The organism is Streptomyces sp. NPDC026394 (assembly GCF_055567735.1).
The window spans coordinates 1-19,092 of the sequence record NZ_JBVHPX010000049.1 but is presented as its reverse complement, the minus strand read 5'-3'; the positions used below and the strand labels follow the sequence as shown (position 1 = coordinate 19,092).

The following is a 19,092-nucleotide window of genomic DNA, read 5'->3' as shown; positions in this document are numbered from 1 at the left end:
GCCGGCGCCCCTTCATGTGTCCGGTGTGAACCGTCTCGGTGACGCCTACCTGTCCACCACCAACCTGGGCACGTGGCCGCAGTTCCACTCCAGGGCGGCCTACCTGCGGCTGGTCGACGCCTGCTGGGAGGACCGGGCGTACGGCGACTTCCTCCAGCACTGCATGGTGGCCGAGGGCATCGTCGACATCGCCGCCGAGCCTGTCGTCAGCCCGTGGGACGTGGCTGCGGTACGGGTGGTGGTGGAGGAAGCCGGTGGTCGCTGCACCGATCTGGCGGGCGGCGACATCCTCACCGGAGGCGGCGCGTTGTCGGCCAACCCACAACTGCACGGACTGGCTGTCGGGGTTCTCGGCACCGACCACACCGGGCCGTGCACGGACGGGGGCTGAGCCGCTGTCCGAACCGGCCGGTGCTGTGCCCGCATCCAGGCTTCGCACTCGCCCGCACATCGATCAGGACAGGCCGATCAGGATCGACCGGTCGGGGCCGCCCGGCCGTCCGCGACCGACCGTCCCACAACGGCTGACCACCCGACTGCACCCGACCACCCGCCCGTCCGCACCCGATCCCCCGACCACCCGCCCGACCGCCCCCGACCACCCGCCTGCCCGTCCGACTGAACTGGTGACACCCATGACCTCGAACGCCCCCGCCGTCCGCCCCGCCACCCGCGACGACCTCCCCCGCGCGCTGCGCACCCTCCAGCGTGCGTTCGCCGACTACCCCTTCACCCGCCACACCATCGCCGCCGACGACCACCTCGCCCGCCTGCACCGCTTCAACGAGCTGTTCGTCTCCCGTATCGGCCTGGACCACGGCAAGGTGTGGGTGGCCGACGACGGCGACGCGGTGGCCGTCTGGACCACCCCCGAAACCGCCAACGCGGGCAACGTCTTCGCGGAGATCGGCCCGCAGTTCGCGGAGATCGCCGGAGACCGTGCCGACGTCTCCGCGCAGGCCGAGGCCGCCATGGGGCCCCACCGGCCCACCGAACCCGTGTGGTTCCTCGGCTCGGTCGGCGTCGACCCCGGCCGCCAGGGTCAGGGCCTGGGCGGCGCGGTGATCCGGCCCGGCCTGGAAGCCGCCGAACAGGCCGGTGTCCCCGCCTTCCTGGAGACCTCCGACGAACGCAACGTGCGCTTCTACGAGCGCCTCGGCTTCGAGGTGACGGCCGACTACCCGCTCCCCGGCGGCGGCCCGCACACCTGGGCCATGACCCGTAAGCCGGGCGCCTGAGCCAGGGCTGCCCACGACGATGCCGGTCGGTGCCGCGCGGCCCGGCCACCGGAACGCGGAGACGAGAAGGGCTGGAAGACGTGACCATAGGGCTCGCCACGACGCTCGGCGACTATCTGGAGTACGCGTTCGCTCAGCACGGCCGCGGTGTGCGGTACCTGCCCGTGTACGACCCGGCCGGGAAGCATGTGTGGCCCCGCCGGATCGCGGCGCGCCTCGGCTTGGAAACGGTCGAAGTACCTGCCCGGGCCGATGGCGCCGTCCCTCCGGGGGCCGGTGACTGCGCGCGCGACGGGCGGGAGGACCACCTCGTCGTCGCCCTCACCGACGACGCCGGGTTCTGCGCGCCGGCACTGGTGTTCGCGCTGGCCAAGGACGCCCGGCTGGTACGGGCCGACACCGCGAGTCAGGTCGTGAAGGCGGCGCTGGAGCTGCCGCCCGGCGGCTACCTCACGGTCGTCGGCCCGGAACGGGTGCTGGAGTTCGCCCTGCTGAACCGGCTCCGCCGGGAGGCCCCGGAGGTGAACACGGGCGTTCTGTGCGGGCCGACCCCGGCCAAGCTCAGCGAACTGGTGTTCAAGACGCTGGTCTACCCGCACATCCCGGCGGAGCGCGACGAGTTCTTCGCCGGGCTCCTCAAGGGCAAGGAACCGATGACGTCGGGTCGCCTGACGGTCTACCCGACGGACGCCGTCGACGCCGGGCACCTCATGGACGGCACGGTGCTGCGCCGGGTGCTGAGCTTCATCGCCCACGCCAGCGAGGACTACCTGCGGGTCACCCCCGACGACATCCTGTGCGGTCTGACCGACGACCCGGAGGAGCAGGCGGCGGCCCGGCGCGCGCCCGGCCCGCTGCCCGCCTGCATGCAGGGAGACACCTGTGTCTACCCGGACGCGCGACGGCACGACCCCGCCGCCGTCACGGCTCAGGTGGTTTTCGCCAACGCCTGCCTGACCCTGAAGTTCGGCACCCAGCTGATGGGCGAGCACAACCGCTTCACCATCTCCCGCCGGTTCCTCGACGGCTGGACGGGCTGCTTCATCGCCAGCCCGTTGCTCAAGGACGGTATCCCCGGCGAGAACCTGCTCTTCCACGCCCTGATCGAGGACGGTCTGACGGTCGGCGCCGCCGTACGGGCGGTCAACGACAACCTCGAACGGTGGGGCGTGGACGCGCCGGCCGTCATCGTCATCGGCGACCCGGAGGCCGTCTACGGCGACCGCGGTGCGCCGCGGACCGGCCCGGTGCCGTCGGTCGCGTACGAGCGAGATCGTGCCACCGTCCGCTTCGACGGCCTCATGCCGACGTACAGCCGCGTCCGGCTGGACGACCCGGACCTCCTCGCGGCGCACCGCGACGGCACCCTGGACATCCGGCCCGCCACCCCGTTCGGCGGACGCACCCCGTTCTACGCGGCCGCCGCGGAGATCGACGGCGGGCTCGACATGATGGTGCTGGGCGTACAGGACCGGCCGCTGCTCCCGGAGGAGTCGCCCCGCGTCCTCGACGTACGCGCCACGGCGCCGCGGGCCGAACTGGACGGACTCACCCGGGCCTTCGAACGGTACGAGAACCTGGCGTTCCTGGACATCAAGCTCGACAAGGGCCGCGCGGTACTGACCGACATGGTCAACAACCTGCCCACGATGGCCCGCAGAGCGCGCAACACACGCTTCGAACTGACCGAGTGGGAACGGTTCAGCCGGTCCGTCGAGCGTATCCGGGAGAAGTGCACCGCGCTCGACCGCGGCGTCATGGACAAGCTCCTGCAGGCCACCGAGAGCCGCGAGTACCACTTCGTCGAGGCGTACCGCCACACCTACACGGTGCAGCGCACCGAGAGCACCGACGACCCGTGCCGCTACTGCGGCGAGGCCCTCCACCGCTACGTCAGCGGCAACATCCTCCGTCCCCACCTGCGCCGCTACCTGATCAGCTGCGCGATCTGCGGTGCCGTACAGGACACCGAGGACGAGGCGGTGACGCTGACCATCACCGGTGACAACCGGCTGCGCCCCGGGGCCGACACCGAGCTCGGCGTGGAGATCGGCAACAGCGGCGACGAGGAACTGGATCTCCTCCTGGGCGGGCGCATCACCCACGGCAAGCCGCACGGCTTCGGCTTCCGGCTCGACGACGAGTCGGTGCGCGTACCGGCGGGCGGCACGGCCCGCACCCGCCTGACCATCAGCACCGGCCGCCCGCTGGCCCGGCACACCATGCTGCTGCGCTTCTACGCGGTGGGCCTGGGCCGGATCCAGTTCGCCGGCCGTGACCTGTACGTGCGCTGATCCGGTCGTCCCCGGCCGCCGCCCCCTGAACTGACCCGTCGGACCCGACACAGAGGTACGGACAGTGAACACCGAGGTCAACCACCCACGCTTCGCCAGGATGTATCCCAAACTCGCCGCTTGGGCGGAGGAACACGGCGCCCAGGAACACCGCGCCGAGTCGCTCGCCCCCGCCACCGGCCGCGTCCTGGAGATCGGTGCCGGACACGGCCTGAACTTCCCCCACTACCCGGACACCGTCACCGAGGTCGTGGCCCTCGAACCGGAACGGACCTTGCGCGACCTGGCGCGGGAGGCGGCGCCCAAGGCCCGGGTACCGGTGACCGTCTCCGACGGCGTCGCCGAACGCCTGCCCGCCGGGGACGCGTCGTACGACACGGTCGTCTGCTCGCTGGTGCTGTGCTCGGTGCGCGATCTGCCGACCGCGCTCGCCGAGATCCGCCGGGTGCTGCGCCCCGGCGGGCATCTCTGCTTCTACGAGCACATCCGCTCGCGCTCCCGGGGGTTCGCCGCCTACCAGTGCGCGGTGGACCTCTTGTGGCCGCACATCTCGGGCGGGTGCCGGGTGAGCCGCAGAACAGACCGCGCCATTCCGGGAGCCGGCTTCACCATGAAGCACGTACGCCACTTCCGTTTCCCCCCGGGCCGCAACCCGGCCCCGACCGCCCCCTTCATGATCGGCCTTGCGGTGCCGGAGTGACGGTTCGGCGGGGCGTTCTCGGTGGCTGCCGGCAGCGGGGGCACTCCGGGCGCCGGCCGCTGCCCCGTGGCTGCCCTTCCGTCCCTTCCCGCCGGGCACCGCGCGTGGCACCGCGCCCGGCGGAGGCGGCGAGTCGTACGAAATGAGAAAACGCCATGCATACACGAGCCGGGACGGCCGTCGGGGAGAGCCGTCAGCGGTTGCCGGTGCGACGCCTTCGTGTCCCACCGTAAGGTCCCGGCTGACCGTCCACGGCAGCGCTTGCTTGTCGAAGGCATCCAGTCCGGCCGTCCCACCGCGCACGTGGCAGCCGAGACGGGCATCTCACGGGTCGCCGCCCATAAGTGGGTCCGCCGCTGGGGGGGGCGGCGGCGAAGCCGGCCTGCACGACCGTCCCAGCCGCCCGCACACGACACCGCACCCCGGCCCGCACCGAGGGCCAGGTCTGCCGGCTGCGGACCGACCGCAATGGGGCCCGCCCGCATCGGCCCGATCCTGGGCCTGCCCGCCTCGACCGTGCACCGGGTCCTGACCCGCCCCACCGGCTCAACCGCCTGGCCCGGACGGGCCGGCCCACCGGTAACGCCATCCGCCGCTACGAACGTGAGCGCCCCGGGGAACTGATCACGTCGATCGACACCAAGAAACTCGGCCGCAAACCCGCCGACGGCTGGCGCGTCCACGGCCGGGCCGGCAGCCGGCTGACCAAGAACGGCGTCGGCTTCGACTGCATCCACTCCGCCGCCGACGACCACAGCCGCCTGGCCTACAGCGAAGTCCACCCCGATCGTCCCGCTCAGCGGCCCGGCGGGCCGGGACCCGCACAGCGGGGCGCCACTGGCCCCTCTGGGCGCCAAGGCCTCCCGCCCGCGGTCGGCCGGGGCCCGGCGCCGGCGGTTGGCCGACCTCCGCTTCACCCGGAACCGCCGAGCCACCTCCTGATCACCGATGCCCGCCTCGATCCCCTCGGCAGCCTCCAGGCGCACGTGTTCCCGGCGGGCACGCTCCGTAGCGGTCAGCCGATGCCGGATCGCCTGATGGCTCGTGTTGCGCGCATCGACCATCCGGATGCCGGCATGGACGGGGAACGTCACCGTATGGTGATGGGCAAGGGACCGCCGCCTAAAAACACCTGCGACTTACGGATGTGCGTCCGCGTCGTCCTGCCGCCGAATGGGCGGGCCGGAACGGCCTTGCCGCGCCGATGCCCCCTCCGTCAGAGCCTCCGCACGCGGCGAGAGGCGTCCCGCCGACTCCTCGACGGTGTCATCGAACCCGTTCCGCCTGTCCCTCTCGCGGGGCTGGAGCCGGGGCCGGGACCGGGGCGCGCTGAACGGGGATCACCGGCGGTTCCGCAGGTGCGGGGAGCTTGAAGACGACGCTGCGGTACGTCCAGAAACGGAACAGCGTGGCGGTTCCGATGCCCAGGAACTTCCAGAAGTTGTTCTGAATCGGACCATTCAAGTCAAAGGCGTAAGTGGCCACGTAAAGCACGCCGTTCTCGATGACCAGGCCGACCGCACTGAAAGCCGCAAACAGCAGCAACTCCTTTGTGCGGCTTCCCCTTTCGCGGTCCCGGTAGGTGAAGTACCGCAGCCCCACGTAGTTGAACGCGATGGCGACGATCGTGGCGATGACGCTGCAACGGACGACCGCGAGGCCGGTCGCCGCGCGGCAGATATTGAAGGCGCCCAGGTTCACCAGGACGCCCAGCCCACCCACGGTGCCGAACTTCGCGAGCTCGCCGATCAGGCGGTGCAGGCGCCCGCGGGTGCGGTCGTGCGCAGAGCCAGTGGTACTCATAAGGCCTTACTTGGTGTTAGACGGCGGTTTGCCGGTTTTAGAGCTCATAGTGTAAAGATTTACAAAACGGTTGTAATGTTAACCTATTCATGAGGGGGAGCAGCGAGTGACGGAAGCAGTGCTGCTGGTGGGCGGTCGGGGGACACGCCTGCGGCCGCTGACGGTGAACACACCCAAGCCGATGGTTCCGGCGGCCGGGGTGCCGTTCCTGGCTCATCAGCTCGCACGGCTGAAGGCCGCGGGGGTGGAGCACGTGGTGCTCGCGACCTCCTACCTGGCCGAGGTGTTCGAGCCGTACTTCGGCGACGGCGCAGCGCTCGGCCTGCGGCTGACCTACGTCACCGAGCAGGAGCCGCTCGGCACGGGCGGCGCCATCCGGTCCGCCGCCACGGCTCTGGCGTCGGGCCCCGCGGACCCCGTGCTCGTCCTCAACGGCGACATCCTCACCGGACTCGACACGGCGGACCTGGTCCGTCGGCACGAAGCGGCGGGGGCGGCCGTCACTTTGCACCTGACCCGGGTCGAGGACCCGCGCGCCTTCGGGCTCGTACCCACCGACGAGTCCGGCCGGGTGCTCGCCTTCACCGAGAAGCCCACCAGCCCGGAAGAGATCGTCACCGACCAGATCAACGCCGGCTGCTACGTCTTCCGGCGGGACGTCATCGACGCGATCCCCGTCGACCGTCCGGTCTCGGTGGAGCGGGAGACCTTCCCCGGCCTGCTGGCCGACGGGGCACACCTGCTGGGCGTCGTCGACCGTACCTACTGGCTGGACCTGGGCCGGCCCGACTCCTTCGTGCAGGCGTCCGCCGACCTCGTACGCGGTGTGGTCACCTCCCCCGCCGTGCCGGGACCACCCGGCGAGGCCCTGGTGCTGCCGGGAGCCGAGGTCGCCGACGGCGCCAAGCTCGGCGGCGGCACCGTCGTCGGTGCGGGCGCCGTGGTGGCCGCTGACGCCGTGGTCGAAGGATCGATTCTGCTCGACGGCGCGCGGGTCGAGGCCGACGCCTGGGTCGGCCACAGCCTCATCGGCGCGGGCGCCCGGGTCGGCGCGCGCACCGTCCTGGACGGTGCGGTGGTCGGCGACGGCGCCGTGGTGGGCGCCGACAACGAACTGCGCAACGGAGTCCGGGTGTGGTGCGGAACACGCCTGCCCGACGCCTCCGTGCGTTTCTCCGCAGATTGCTGAGCCCGGCCACCGCCCGCTCCGCAGCCCCCTTACACGGAACGACGAAAGCAACCGATCACGTGTCTGCACCATCCGTACCCGCCTCGGCCACCCCTGCCTCAGCGCCGGAGGCTGTGCCGAACCCCGCGCGGCTTCCCGTCGCACTGCCCGACGCCTGGGCGCGTACCGCCCTGACCATCGTCATGCCGACCTACAACGAGGCGGAGAACCTGCCCGGCATGGCCGAGGCGCTGATGGGACTCGGGCTGGCGGGCCTGCGCCTGCTGGTCGTCGACGACAACAGCCCCGACGGCACCGGTCAGGTCGCCGAGCAGCTCGCCGAGCAGTACCCGGGCCGTATCGACGTACTGCACCGGACTGCCAAGGAAGGCCTGGGCCGGGCGTACGCGGCGGGCATGACCCGCGCCGTCGAGGACGGCGCCGACTACGTGCTCCAGATGGACGCCGACGGCAGCCACCCCGTCGAATACGTACCGCAGATGCTGGGCAGCGCGCTGTCGACCGGCTCCGGGCTGGTCGTCGGCAGCCGGTATGTGTGCGGAGGCCGGCTCGCCTCGGAGTGGGGCCTGCACCGGCGGCTGCTCTCCCGCTGGGCGAACCGTTACGTCAGCGCGGTGCTGCACACCGGGCTGCGGGACGCCACCGCCGGGTTCGTCCTGTGGCGGGCCGACACGGTCCGCGCCGCCCGCCTGGACCAGGTCCGCTCCGGTGGCTACAGCTTCCAGGTCGAACTGAAGTACCAGGCCGTCAACGCCGGGTTCACCGCCCTGGAGATACCCATCCACTTCGAGGAGCGCCGCATCGGTGCCTCCAAGATGACGGCCGCCGTGCAGGTCGAGTCCGCCATCATGCCGTGGCGGATCCGGCTCGCCGGGGCACGCACGCCCGGACGCGGAGCTCAGCGATGAGCACCGGTACCGAGCTGGCCGGGCACCAGGCCGAAGACCTGGCACCCGGCCGGAGGCCCCTCCCGCCGCCGACGACCGCTCCGCCGTCCGCAGCCCCGCACCGGCCCTCGCGCCGCCGCGTCGACCGCAGGGTGGCGGGCCTCACCCTGCCCTGCCTGGTGGCCGTGGTCTTCGTCGTCCTGCACATCTTCGCCTTTCCGGCCTCCCTCTTCTCCAACGACTCCTACCGCTACGCCCGCCAGGCGTACGAGTACCTCGGTGACACGCGCCCGGAAGCGCAGCACAAAGCGCTGGTGGCGTACTGCAAGGACGAGGCCAACCGCAGGTACCGCGGTCAGCTCCTGGACGAGATGAAGTTCAAGGAGCCGCGCGACCCGAAGGCCTACGCGCGTTGCATGAAGGGCAGCGTGGCGACGGGCCTCGAGCCCAACGACCCGCGCTACGAGGAGATATTCGAGACCCGCCCGCTCTATCCGCTGCTCGCGGCCCCTTTTGTGGGGCTCATGGGGGCCAAGTCGGGGCTGAGCGCGGTATCTCTGATCTTCACCACCGCCGGCGGCCTGTTCACGCTCGCCGCACTGCGCCGCATCGGTCTCGGACCCAAGCTCGCCGTACTCGGCCAGATCCTCTTCTACGCCACACCCATCGCCACCTGGGGCACGCTGCCGCTGGCGGAAGGCCCGCTGCTGGGCATGCTGGGGGCGATGCTGTTCGGTGCCGTCTCCCTGATCCAGGGGCGGATCCGCACCGGGGCGGCGGTGTACGCGGCCGCGCTGGCGGTGTCGGCCGGCGTGAAGTACTCCAGTGCCCAGATGGCGGCCGCCCTCATGACCTGCGCGGCCGTCGCCATGCTCGTCTTCGTGCGCCGTACCCGGCACCGCGGCACCTGGTGGCTGCTCGGACTCTCGGCCGGCACGGCAGCCGTCATCACGCTGATCAGCAAGGTGTGGCAGCTGCCCGGCACCACGGCGACCCTGCAGGACACGTTCAGCAAGCACTGGACCAAACCCGAAGCGGTCACTCCCTGGCAGGACCTGTTCGAGCTCAACCGCCACTTCTGGTGGCAATGGGCGCAGCACCAGGCCCTCGCACCGATGCTCGTCCTCCCGCTCGGACTGGCCCTGTGGGGACTGTGGCGCCGCTCGGCACCGCTGACCCTGATCGTCACCGGTCTCGGCCTCACCGGCATCGCCACGGTCGTCGCCCACCCCGTCTACTTCCAGTCGGAACGGCTGTACGCGGCGGTGTGGCTGATCGTCGTCGCCGGACTGCCCGTCCTGGTGGACGAGGTCGTCAAACGCGCGGTGTTGCGGCGCTGCGCGAGCCCCGCAGAGGCGCTCGACCGGAACGCCACGGGTGCGCCGCGGCCCTGAGGCCTTCCACCACTTCGCGGGGCGTTCGTGGCGGCCGTACCGGTACGGCCGCCACGAACGCCCCGCGAAGTGGTGGAAGGCCTCAGGGCCGCGGCGCACCCGTGGCGTTCCGGTCGAGCGCCTCTGCGGGGCTCGCGCAGCGCCGCAACACCGCGCGTTTGACGACCTCGTCCACCAGGACGGGCAGTCCGGCGACGACGATCAGCCACACCGCCGCGTACAGCCGTTCCGACTGGAAGTAGACGGGGTGGGCGACGACCGTGGCGATGCCGGTGAGGCCGAGACCGGTGACGATCAGGGTCAGCGGTGCCGAGCGGCGCCACAGTCCCCACAGGGCCAGTCCGAGCGGGAGGACGAGCATCGGTGCGAGGGCCTGGTGCTGCGCCCATTGCCACCAGAAGTGGCGGTTGAGCTCGAACAGGTCCTGCCAGGGAGTGACCGCTTCGGGTTTGGTCCAGTGCTTGCTGAACGTGTCCTGCAGGGTCGCCGTGGTGCCGGGCAGCTGCCACACCTTGCTGATCAGCGTGATGACGGCTGCCGTGCCGGCCGAGAGTCCGAGCAGCCACCAGGTGCCGCGGTGCCGGGTACGGCGCACGAAGACGAGCATGGCGACGGCCGCGCAGGTCATGAGGGCGGCCGCCATCTGGGCACTGGAGTACTTCACGCCGGCCGACACCGCCAGCGCGGCCGCGTACACCGCCGCCCCGGTGCGGATCCGCCCCTGGATCAGGGAGACGGCACCGAACAGCATCGCCCCCAGCATGCCCAGCAGCGGGCCTTCCGCCAGCGGCAGCGTGCCCCAGGTGGCGATGGGTGTGGCGTAGAAGAGGATCTGGCCGAGTACGGCGAGCTTGGGTCCGAGACCGATGCGGCGCAGTGCGGCGAGCGTGAACAGGCCGCCGGCGGTGGTGAAGATCAGAGATACCGCGCTCAGCCCCGACTTGGCCCCCATGAGCCCCACAAAAGGGGCCGCGAGCAGCGGATAGAGCGGGCGGGTCTCGAATATCTCCTCGTAGCGCGGGTCGTTGGGCTCGAGGCCCGTCGCCACGCTGCCCTTCATGCAACGCGCGTAGGCCTTCGGGTCGCGCGGCTCCTTGAACTTCATCTCGTCCAGGAGCTGACCGCGGTACCTGCGGTTGGCCTCGTCCTTGCAGTACGCCACCAGCGCTTTGTGCTGCGCTTCCGGGCGCGTGTCACCGAGGTACTCGTACGCCTGGCGGGCGTAGCGGTAGGAGTCGTTGGAGAAGAGGGAGGCCGGAAAGGCGAAGATGTGCAGGACGACGAAGACCACGGCCACCAGGCAGGGCAGGGTGAGGCCCGCCACCCTGCGGTCGACGCGGCGGCGCGAGGGCCGGTGCGGGGCTGCGGACGGCGGAGCGGTCGTCGGCGGCGGGAGGGGCCTCCGGCCGGGTGCCAGGTCTTCGGCCTGGTGCCCGGCCAGCTCGGTACCGGTGCTCATCGCTGAGCTCCGCGTCCGGGCGTGCGTGCCCCGGCGAGCCGGATCCGCCACGGCATGATGGCGGACTCGACCTGCACGGCGGCCGTCATCTTGGAGGCACCGATGCGGCGCTCCTCGAAGTGGATGGGTATCTCCAGGGCGGTGAACCCGGCGTTGACGGCCTGGTACTTCAGTTCGACCTGGAAGCTGTAGCCACCGGAGCGGACCTGGTCCAGGCGGGCGGCGCGGACCGTGTCGGCCCGCCACAGGACGAACCCGGCGGTGGCGTCCCGCAGCCCGGTGTGCAGCACCGCGCTGACGTAACGGTTCGCCCAGCGGGAGAGCAGCCGCCGGTGCAGGCCCCACTCCGAGGCGAGCCGGCCTCCGCACACATACCGGCTGCCGACGACCAGCCCGGAGCCGGTCGACAGCGCGCTGCCCAGCATCTGCGGTACGTATTCGACGGGGTGGCTGCCGTCGGCGTCCATCTGGAGCACGTAGTCGGCGCCGTCCTCGACGGCGCGGGTCATGCCCGCCGCGTACGCCCGGCCCAGGCCTTCCTTGGCAGTCCGGTGCAGTACGTCGATACGGCCCGGGTACTGCTCGGCGAGCTGCTCGGCGACCTGACCGGTGCCGTCGGGGCTGTTGTCGTCGACGACCAGCAGGCGCAGGCCCGCCAGCCCGAGTCCCATCAGCGCCTCGGCCATGCCGGGCAGGTTCTCCGCCTCGTTGTAGGTCGGCATGACGATGGTCAGGGCGGTACGCGCCCAGGCGTCGGGCAGTGCGACGGGAAGCCGCGCGGGGTTCGGCACAGCCTCCGGCGCTGAGGCAGGGGTGGCCGAGGCGGGTACGGATGGTGCAGACACGTGATCGGTTGCTTTCGTCGTTCCGTGTAAGGGGGCTGCGGAGCGGGCGGTGGCCGGGCTCAGCAATCTGCGGAGAAACGCACGGAGGCGTCGGGCAGGCGTGTTCCGCACCACACCCGGACTCCGTTGCGCAGTTCGTTGTCGGCGCCCACCACGGCGCCGTCGCCGACCACCGCACCGTCCAGGACGGTGCGCGCGCCGACCCGGGCGCCCGCGCCGATGAGGCTGTGGCCGACCCAGGCGTCGGCCTCGACCCGCGCGCCGTCGAGCAGAATCGATCCTTCGACCACGGCGTCAGCGGCCACCACGGCGCCCGCACCGACGACGGTGCCGCCGCCGAGCTTGGCGCCGTCGGCGACCTCGGCTCCCGGCAGCACCAGGGCCTCGCCGGGTGGTCCCGGCACGGCGGGGGAGGTGACCACACCGCGTACGAGGTCGGCGGACGCCTGCACGAAGGAGTCGGGCCGGCCCAGGTCCAGCCAGTAGGTACGGTCGACGACGCCCAGCAGGTGTGCCCCGTCGGCCAGCAGGCCGGGGAAGGTCTCCCGCTCCACCGAGACCGGACGGTCGACGGGGATCGCGTCGATGACGTCCCGCCGGAAGACGTAGCAGCCGGCGTTGATCTGGTCGGTGACGATCTCTTCCGGGCTGGTGGGCTTCTCGGTGAAGGCGAGCACCCGGCCGGACTCGTCGGTGGGTACGAGCCCGAAGGCGCGCGGGTCCTCGACCCGGGTCAGGTGCAAAGTGACGGCCGCCCCCGCCGCTTCGTGCCGACGGACCAGGTCCGCCGTGTCGAGTCCGGTGAGGATGTCGCCGTTGAGGACGAGCACGGGGTCCGCGGGGCCCGACGCCAGAGCCGTGGCGGCGGACCGGATGGCGCCGCCCGTGCCGAGCGGCTCCTGCTCGGTGACGTAGGTCAGCCGCAGGCCGAGCGCTGCGCCGTCGCCGAAGTACGGCTCGAACACCTCGGCCAGGTAGGAGGTCGCGAGCACCACGTGCTCCACCCCCGCGGCCTTCAGCCGTGCGAGCTGATGAGCCAGGAACGGCACCCCGGCCGCCGGAACCATCGGCTTGGGTGTGTTCACCGTCAGCGGCCGCAGGCGTGTCCCCCGACCGCCCACCAGCAGCACTGCTTCCGTCACTCGCTGCTCCCCCTCATGAATAGGTTAACATTACAACCGTTTTGTAAATCTTTACACTATGAGCTCTAAAACCGGCAAACCGCCGTCTAACACCAAGTAAGGCCTTATGAGTACCACTGGCTCTGCGCACGACCGCACCCGCGGGCGCCTGCACCGCCTGATCGGCGAGCTCGCGAAGTTCGGCACCGTGGGTGGGCTGGGCGTCCTGGTGAACCTGGGCGCCTTCAATATCTGCCGCGCGGCGACCGGCCTCGCGGTCGTCCGTTGCAGCGTCATCGCCACGATCGTCGCCATCGCGTTCAACTACGTGGGGCTGCGGTACTTCACCTACCGGGACCGCGAAAGGGGAAGCCGCACAAAGGAGTTGCTGCTGTTTGCGGCTTTCAGTGCGGTCGGCCTGGTCATCGAGAACGGCGTGCTTTACGTGGCCACTTACGCCTTTGACTTGAATGGTCCGATTCAGAACAACTTCTGGAAGTTCCTGGGCATCGGAACCGCCACGCTGTTCCGTTTCTGGACGTACCGCAGCGTCGTCTTCAAGCTCCCCGCACCTGCGGAACCGCCGGTGATCCCCGTTCAGCGCGCCCCGGTCCCGGCCCCGGCTCCAGCCCCGCGAGAGGGACAGGCGGAACGGGTTCGATGACACCGTCGAGGAGTCGGCGGGACGCCTCTCGCCGCGTGCGGAGGCTCTGACGGAGGGGGCATCGGCGCGGCAAGGCCGTTCCGGCCCGCCCATTCGGCGGCAGGACGACGCGGACGCACATCCGTAAGTCGCAGGTGTTTTTAGGCGGCGGTCCCTTGCCCATCACCATACGGTGACGTTCCCCGTCCATGCCGGCATCCGGATGGTCGATGCGCGCAACACGAGCCATCAGGCGATCCGGCATCGGCTGACCGCTACGGAGCGTGCCCGCCGGGAACACGTGCGCCTGGAGGCTGCCGAGGGGATCGAGGCGGGCATCGGTGATCAGGAGGTGGCTCGGCGGTTCCGGGTGAAGCGGAGGTCGGCCAACCGCCGGCGCCGGGCCCCGGCCGACCGCGGGCGGGAGGCCTTGGCGCCCAGAGGGGCCAGTGGCGCCCCGCTGTGCGGGTCCCGGCCCGCCGGGCCGCTGAGCGGGACGATCGGGGTGGACTTCGCTGTAGGCCAGGCGGCTGTGGTCGTCGGCGGCGGAGTGGATGCAGTCGAAGCCGACGCCGTTCTTGGTCAGCCGGCTGCCGGCCCGGCCGTGGACGCGCCAGCCGTCGGCGGGTTTGCGGCCGAGTTTCTTGGTGTCGATCGACGTGATCAGTTCCCCGGGGCGCTCACGTTCGTAGCGGCGGATGGCGTTACCGGTGGGCCGGCCCGTCCGGGCCAGGCGGTTGAGCCGGTGGGGCGGGTCAGGACCCGGTGCACGGTCGAGGCGGGCAGGCCCAGGATCGGGCCGATGCGGGCGGGCCCCATTGCGGTCGGTCCGCAGCCGGCAGACCTGGCCCTCGGTGCGGGCCGGGGTGCGGTGTCGTGTGCGGGCGGCTGGGACGGTCGTGCAGGCCGGCTTCGCCGCCGCCCCCCCCAGCGGCGGACCCACTTATGGGCGGCGACCCGTGAGATGCCCGTCTCGGCTGCCACGTGCGCGGTGGGACGGCCGGACTGGATGCCTTCGACAAGCAAGCGCTGCCGTGGACGGTCAGCCGGGACCTTACGGTGGGACACGAAGGCGTCGCACCGGCAACCGCTGACGGCTCTCCCCGACGGCCGTCCCGGCTCGTGTATGCATGGCGTTTTCTCATTTCGTACGACTCGCCGCCTCCGCCGGGCGCGGTGCCACGCGCGGTGCCCGGCGGGAAGGGACGGAAGGGCAGCCACGGGGCAGCGGCCGGCGCCCGGAGTGCCCCCGCTGCCGGCAGCCACCGAGAACGCCCCGCCGAACCGTCACTCCGGCACCGCAAGGCCGATCATGAAGGGGGCGGTCGGGGCCGGGTTGCGGCCCGGGGGGAAACGGAAGTGGCGTACGTGCTTCATGGTGAAGCCGGCTCCCGGAATGGCGCGGTCTGTTCTGCGGCTCACCCGGCACCCGCCCGAGATGTGCGGCCACAAGAGGTCCACCGCGCACTGGTAGGCGGCGAACCCCCGGGAGCGCGAGCGGATGTGCTCGTAGAAGCAGAGATGCCCGCCGGGGCGCAGCACCCGGCGGATCTCGGCGAGCGCGGTCGGCAGATCGCGCACCGAGCACAGCACCAGCGAGCAGACGACCGTGTCGTACGACGCGTCCCCGGCGGGCAGGCGTTCGGCGACGCCGTCGGAGACGGTCACCGGTACCCGGGCCTTGGGCGCCGCCTCCCGCGCCAGGTCGCGCAAGGTCCGTTCCGGTTCGAGGGCCACGACCTCGGTGACGGTGTCCGGGTAGTGGGGGAAGTTCAGGCCGTGTCCGGCACCGATCTCCAGGACGCGGCCGGTGGCGGGGGCGAGCGACTCGGCGCGGTGTTCCTGGGCGCCGTGTTCCTCCGCCCAAGCGGCGAGTTTGGGATACATCCTGGCGAAGCGTGGGTGGTTGACCTCGGTGTTCACTGTCCGTACCTCTGTGTCGGGTCCGACGGGTCAGTTCAGGGGGCGGCGGCCGGGGACGACCGGATCAGCGCACGTACAGGTCACGGCCGGCGAACTGGATCCGGCCCAGGCCCACCGCGTAGAAGCGCAGCAGCATGGTGTGCCGGGCCAGCGGGCGGCCGGTGCTGATGGTCAGGCGGGTGCGGGCCGTGCCGCCCGCCGGTACGCGCACCGACTCGTCGTCGAGCCGGAAGCCGAAGCCGTGCGGCTTGCCGTGGGTGATGCGCCCGCCCAGGAGGAGATCCAGTTCCTCGTCGCCGCTGTTGCCGATCTCCACGCCGAGCTCGGTGTCGGCCCCGGGGCGCAGCCGGTTGTCACCGGTGATGGTCAGCGTCACCGCCTCGTCCTCGGTGTCCTGTACGGCACCGCAGATCGCGCAGCTGATCAGGTAGCGGCGCAGGTGGGGACGGAGGATGTTGCCGCTGACGTAGCGGTGGAGGGCCTCGCCGCAGTAGCGGCACGGGTCGTCGGTGCTCTCGGTGCGCTGCACCGTGTAGGTGTGGCGGTACGCCTCGACGAAGTGGTACTCGCGGCTCTCGGTGGCCTGCAGGAGCTTGTCCATGACGCCGCGGTCGAGCGCGGTGCACTTCTCCCGGATACGCTCGACGGACCGGCTGAACCGTTCCCACTCGGTCAGTTCGAAGCGTGTGTTGCGCGCTCTGCGGGCCATCGTGGGCAGGTTGTTGACCATGTCGGTCAGTACCGCGCGGCCCTTGTCGAGCTTGATGTCCAGGAACGCCAGGTTCTCGTACCGTTCGAAGGCCCGGGTGAGTCCGTCCAGTTCGGCCCGCGGCGCCGTGGCGCGTACGTCGAGGACGCGGGGCGACTCCTCCGGGAGCAGCGGCCGGTCCTGTACGCCCAGCACCATCATGTCGAGCCCGCCGTCGATCTCCGCGGCGGCCGCGTAGAACGGGGTGCGTCCGCCGAACGGGGTGGCGGGCCGGATGTCCAGGGTGCCGTCGCGGTGCGCCGCGAGGAGGTCCGGGTCGTCCAGCCGGACGCGGCTGTACGTCGGCATGAGGCCGTCGAAGCGGACGGTGGCACGATCTCGCTCGTACGCGACCGACGGCACCGGGCCGGTCCGCGGCGCACCGCGGTCGCCGTAGACGGCCTCCGGGTCGCCGATGACGATGACGGCCGGCGCGTCCACGCCCCACCGTTCGAGGTTGTCGTTGACCGCCCGTACGGCGGCGCCGACCGTCAGACCGTCCTCGATCAGGGCGTGGAAGAGCAGGTTCTCGCCGGGGATACCGTCCTTGAGCAACGGGCTGGCGATGAAGCAGCCCGTCCAGCCGTCGAGGAACCGGCGGGAGATGGTGAAGCGGTTGTGCTCGCCCATCAGCTGGGTGCCGAACTTCAGGGTCAGGCAGGCGTTGGCGAAAACCACCTGAGCCGTGACGGCGGCGGGGTCGTGCCGTCGCGCGTCCGGGTAGACACAGGTGTCTCCCTGCATGCAGGCGGGCAGCGGGCCGGGCGCGCGCCGGGCCGCCGCCTGCTCCTCCGGGTCGTCGGTCAGACCGCACAGGATGTCGTCGGGGGTGACCCGCAGGTAGTCCTCGCTGGCGTGGGCGATGAAGCTCAGCACCCGGCGCAGCACCGTGCCGTCCATGAGGTGCCCGGCGTCGACGGCGTCCGTCGGGTAGACCGTCAGGCGACCCGACGTCATCGGTTCCTTGCCCTTGAGGAGCCCGGCGAAGAACTCGTCGCGCTCCGCCGGGATGTGCGGGTAGACCAGCGTCTTGAACACCAGTTCGCTGAGCTTGGCCGGGGTCGGCCCGCACAGAACGCCCGTGTTCACCTCCGGGGCCTCCCGGCGGAGCCGGTTCAGCAGGGCGAACTCCAGCACCCGTTCCGGGCCGACGACCGTGAGGTAGCCGCCGGGCGGCAGCTCCAGCGCCGCCTTCACGACCTGACTCGCGGTGTCGGCCCGTACCAGCCGGGCGTCCTTGGCCAGCGCGAACACCAGTGCCGGCGCGCAGAACCCGGCGTCGTCGGTGAGGGCGACGACGAGGTGGTCCTCCCGCCCGTCGCGCGCGCAGTCACCGGCCCCCGGAGGGACGGCGCCATCGGCCCGGGCAGGTACTTCGACCGTTTCCAAGCCGAGGCGCGCCGCGATCCGGCGGGGCCACACATGCTTCCCGGCCGGGTCGTACACGGGCAGGTACCGCACACCGCGGCCGTGCTGAGCGAACGCGTACTCCAGATAGTCGCCGAGCGTCGTGGCGAGCCCTATGGTCACGTCTTCCAGCCCTTCTCGTCTCCGCGTTCCGGTGGCCGGGCCGCGCGGCACCGACCGGCATCGTCGTGGGCAGCCCTGGCTCAGGCGCCCGGCTTACGGGTCATGGCCCAGGTGTGCGGGCCGCCGCCGGGGAGCGGGTAGTCGGCCGTCACCTCGAAGCCGAGGCGCTCGTAGAAGCGCACGTTGCGTTCGTCGGAGGTCTCCAGGAAGGCGGGGACACCGGCCTGTTCGGCGGCTTCCAGGCCGGGCCGGATCACCGCGCCGCCCAGGCCCTGACCCTGGCGGCCGGGGTCGACGCCGACCGAGCCGAGGAACCACACGGGTTCGGTGGGCCGGTGGGGCCCCATGGCGGCCTCGGCCTGCGCGGAGACGTCGGCACGGTCTCCGGCGATCTCCGCGAACTGCGGGCCGATCTCCGCGAAGACGTTGCCCGCGTTGGCGGTTTCGGGGGTGGTCCAGACGGCCACCGCGTCGCCGTCGTCGGCCACCCACACCTTGCCGTGGTCCAGGCCGATACGGGAGACGAACAGCTCGTTGAAGCGGTGCAGGCGGGCGAGGTGGTCGTCGGCGGCGATGGTGTGGCGGGTGAAGGGGTAGTCGGCGAACGCACGCTGGAGGGTGCGCAGCGCGCGGGGGAGGTCGTCGCGGGTGGCGGGGCGGACGGCGGGGGCGTTCGAGGTCATGGGTGTCACCAGTTCAGTCGGACGGGCAGGCGGGTGGTCGGGGGCGGTCGGGCGGGTGGTCGGGGGATCGGGTGCGGACGGGCGGGTGGTCGGGTGCAGTCGGGTGGTCAGCCGTTGTGGGACGGTCGGTCGCGGACGGCCGGGCGGCCCCGACCGGTCGATCCTGATCGGCCTGTCCTGATCGATGTGCGGGCGAGTGCGAAGCCTGGATGCGGGCACAGCACCGGCCGGTTCGGACAGCGGCTCAGCCCCCGTCCGTGCACGGCCCGGTGTGGTCGGTGCCGAGAACCCCGACAGCCAGTCCGTGCAGTTGTGGGTTGGCCGACAACGCGCCGCCTCCGGTGAGGATGTCGCCGCCCGCCAGATCGGTGCAGCGACCACCGGCTTCCTCCACCACCACCCGTACCGCAGCCACGTCCCACGGGCTGACGACAGGCTCGGCGGCGATGTCGACGATGCCCTCGGCCACCATGCAGTGCTGGAGGAAGTCGCCGTACGCCCGGTCCTCCCAGCAGGCGTCGACCAGCCGCAGGTAGGCCGCCCTGGAGTGGAACTGCGGCCACGTGCCCAGGTTGGTGGTGGACAGGTAGGCGTCACCGAGACGGTTCACACCGGACACATGAAGGGGCGCCGGC

At 71.4% G+C, this 19,092-nt stretch carries 16 protein-coding genes and 4 pseudogenes; 10 read left to right on the top strand and 10 right to left on the bottom strand.

Features of this window, described 5'->3' with window-relative positions; genetic code table 11:
- The 5 genes and pseudogenes from ACZ4QV_RS41825 to ACZ4QV_RS41805 all read left to right on the top strand — a co-directional run.
- A partial coding sequence (locus ACZ4QV_RS41825; protein ID WP_467764495.1) for an inositol monophosphatase family protein occupies nt 1-391 on the top strand: 391 nt, incomplete at its 5' end.
- Nucleotides 392-635: 244 nt separating this feature from the next.
- On the top strand, nt 636-1,238 hold the full coding sequence (locus ACZ4QV_RS41820; protein ID WP_361588833.1) for a GNAT family N-acetyltransferase: 603 nt from the start codon (nt 636-638) through the stop codon (nt 1,236-1,238).
- A gap of 80 nt (nt 1,239-1,318) precedes the next feature.
- On the top strand, nt 1,319-3,532 hold the full coding sequence (locus ACZ4QV_RS41815) for a hypothetical protein (protein ID WP_361619440.1): 2,214 nt from the start codon (nt 1,319-1,321) through the stop codon (nt 3,530-3,532).
- A gap of 64 nt (nt 3,533-3,596) precedes the next feature.
- Entirely contained in the window at nt 3,597-4,232 is a 636-nt protein-coding gene (locus ACZ4QV_RS41810) for a class I SAM-dependent methyltransferase (RefSeq protein ID WP_361160924.1), read from the top strand.
- A 241-nt stretch (nt 4,233-4,473) separates the two neighbouring features.
- A pseudogene (locus ACZ4QV_RS41805) lies at nt 4,474-5,020 on the top strand (helix-turn-helix domain-containing protein); the annotation flags it as partial.
- 42 nt (nt 5,021-5,062) lie between these two features.
- Here the strand turns inward: ACZ4QV_RS41805 and ACZ4QV_RS41800 are convergent.
- Nucleotides 5,063-5,296, bottom strand: a pseudogene (locus ACZ4QV_RS41800) (hypothetical protein); the annotation flags it as partial.
- Nucleotides 5,297-5,498: 202 nt separating this feature from the next.
- Entirely contained in the window at nt 5,499-6,035 is a 537-nt protein-coding gene (locus ACZ4QV_RS41795; RefSeq protein WP_361637954.1) for a GtrA family protein, read from the bottom strand.
- A gap of 106 nt (nt 6,036-6,141) precedes the next feature.
- On the opposite strand from ACZ4QV_RS41795, the gene manB (ACZ4QV_RS41790) reads away from it, so the two are divergent.
- The 3 genes from manB (ACZ4QV_RS41790) (at nt 6,142) to ACZ4QV_RS41780 (ending at nt 9,505) form a co-directional block, all read left to right on the top strand.
- Entirely contained in the window at nt 6,142-7,224 is a 1,083-nt protein-coding gene (manB, locus tag ACZ4QV_RS41790; RefSeq protein WP_361637956.1) for a mannose-1-phosphate guanylyltransferase, read from the top strand.
- Nucleotides 7,225-7,406: 182 nt separating this feature from the next.
- Complete coding sequence (locus ACZ4QV_RS41785; RefSeq protein ID WP_361637959.1) at nt 7,407-8,132, top strand: polyprenol monophosphomannose synthase; 726 nt, start codon at nt 7,407-7,409, stop codon at nt 8,130-8,132.
- On the top strand, nt 8,129-9,505 hold the full coding sequence (locus ACZ4QV_RS41780) for a hypothetical protein (protein WP_361880532.1): 1,377 nt from the start codon (nt 8,129-8,131) through the stop codon (nt 9,503-9,505). Before ACZ4QV_RS41785 ends, ACZ4QV_RS41780 begins: the two co-directional genes overlap by 4 nt.
- A gap of 82 nt (nt 9,506-9,587) precedes the next feature.
- Here ACZ4QV_RS41780 and ACZ4QV_RS41775 read toward each other — a convergent pair whose 3' ends face one another.
- From ACZ4QV_RS41775 to manB (ACZ4QV_RS41765), 3 genes are all read right to left on the bottom strand, one after another.
- Nucleotides 9,588-10,964: a hypothetical protein gene (locus ACZ4QV_RS41775; RefSeq protein ID WP_361880532.1), complete on the bottom strand. Its 1,377-nt coding sequence runs from the start codon at nt 10,962-10,964 to the stop codon at nt 9,588-9,590.
- Nucleotides 10,961-11,686, bottom strand: a complete 726-nt coding sequence (locus ACZ4QV_RS41770) for a polyprenol monophosphomannose synthase (RefSeq protein ID WP_361637959.1) — start codon at nt 11,684-11,686, stop codon at nt 10,961-10,963. Before ACZ4QV_RS41770 ends, ACZ4QV_RS41775 begins: the two co-directional genes overlap by 4 nt.
- 182 nt (nt 11,687-11,868) lie before the next feature.
- Nucleotides 11,869-12,951, bottom strand: a complete 1,083-nt coding sequence (manB, locus tag ACZ4QV_RS41765; RefSeq protein ID WP_361637956.1) for a mannose-1-phosphate guanylyltransferase — start codon at nt 12,949-12,951, stop codon at nt 11,869-11,871.
- Nucleotides 12,952-13,057: 106 nt separating this feature from the next.
- Between manB (ACZ4QV_RS41765) and ACZ4QV_RS41760 the strand changes: the two genes are divergently transcribed.
- Entirely contained in the window at nt 13,058-13,594 is a 537-nt protein-coding gene (locus ACZ4QV_RS41760) for a GtrA family protein (RefSeq protein ID WP_361637954.1), read from the top strand.
- Nucleotides 13,595-13,796: 202 nt separating this feature from the next.
- A pseudogene (locus ACZ4QV_RS41755) lies at nt 13,797-14,030 on the top strand (hypothetical protein); the annotation flags it as partial.
- A 42-nt stretch (nt 14,031-14,072) separates the two neighbouring features.
- Here ACZ4QV_RS41755 and ACZ4QV_RS41750 read toward each other — a convergent pair.
- From ACZ4QV_RS41750 to ACZ4QV_RS41730, 5 genes and pseudogenes are all read right to left on the bottom strand, one after another.
- A pseudogene (locus ACZ4QV_RS41750) lies at nt 14,073-14,619 on the bottom strand (helix-turn-helix domain-containing protein); the annotation flags it as partial.
- A 241-nt stretch (nt 14,620-14,860) separates the two neighbouring features.
- Nucleotides 14,861-15,496, bottom strand: coding sequence for a class I SAM-dependent methyltransferase (locus ACZ4QV_RS41745; protein ID WP_361160924.1), 636 nt, complete (start codon nt 15,494-15,496; stop codon nt 14,861-14,863).
- Between the two features lie 64 nt (nt 15,497-15,560).
- The gene (locus ACZ4QV_RS41740; RefSeq protein ID WP_361619440.1) at nt 15,561-17,774 is read right to left on the bottom strand and encodes a hypothetical protein; all 2,214 of its coding nucleotides are present in this window, start codon (nt 17,772-17,774) and stop codon (nt 15,561-15,563) included.
- Nucleotides 17,775-17,854: 80 nt separating this feature from the next.
- Nucleotides 17,855-18,457, bottom strand: coding sequence for a GNAT family N-acetyltransferase (locus ACZ4QV_RS41735; protein WP_361588833.1), 603 nt, complete (start codon nt 18,455-18,457; stop codon nt 17,855-17,857).
- Nucleotides 18,458-18,701: 244 nt separating this feature from the next.
- Nucleotides 18,702-19,092: inositol monophosphatase family protein (locus ACZ4QV_RS41730; RefSeq protein ID WP_467764495.1), on the bottom strand; the 391-nt coding region annotated here is incomplete at its 5' end.

Excerpts from the sequence above, each read along its gene's own strand:
- ACZ4QV_RS41820 (WP_361588833.1), top strand. The coding sequence starts at position 636 with ATGACCTCGAACGCCCCCGCCGTCCGCCCCGCCACCCGCGACGACCTC.
- ACZ4QV_RS41795 (WP_361637954.1), bottom strand. The coding sequence starts at position 6,035 with ATGAGTACCACTGGCTCTGCGCACGACCGCACCCGCGGGCGCCTGCAC.
- ACZ4QV_RS41785 (WP_361637959.1), top strand. The coding sequence starts at position 7,407 with ATGCCGACCTACAACGAGGCGGAGAACCTGCCCGGCATGGCCGAGGCG.
- ACZ4QV_RS41780 (WP_361880532.1), top strand. The coding sequence starts at position 8,129 with ATGAGCACCGGTACCGAGCTGGCCGGGCACCAGGCCGAAGACCTGGCA.
- ACZ4QV_RS41775 (WP_361880532.1), bottom strand. The coding sequence starts at position 10,964 with ATGAGCACCGGTACCGAGCTGGCCGGGCACCAGGCCGAAGACCTGGCA.
- ACZ4QV_RS41770 (WP_361637959.1), bottom strand. The coding sequence starts at position 11,686 with ATGCCGACCTACAACGAGGCGGAGAACCTGCCCGGCATGGCCGAGGCG.
- ACZ4QV_RS41760 (WP_361637954.1), top strand. The coding sequence starts at position 13,058 with ATGAGTACCACTGGCTCTGCGCACGACCGCACCCGCGGGCGCCTGCAC.
- ACZ4QV_RS41735 (WP_361588833.1), bottom strand. The coding sequence starts at position 18,457 with ATGACCTCGAACGCCCCCGCCGTCCGCCCCGCCACCCGCGACGACCTC.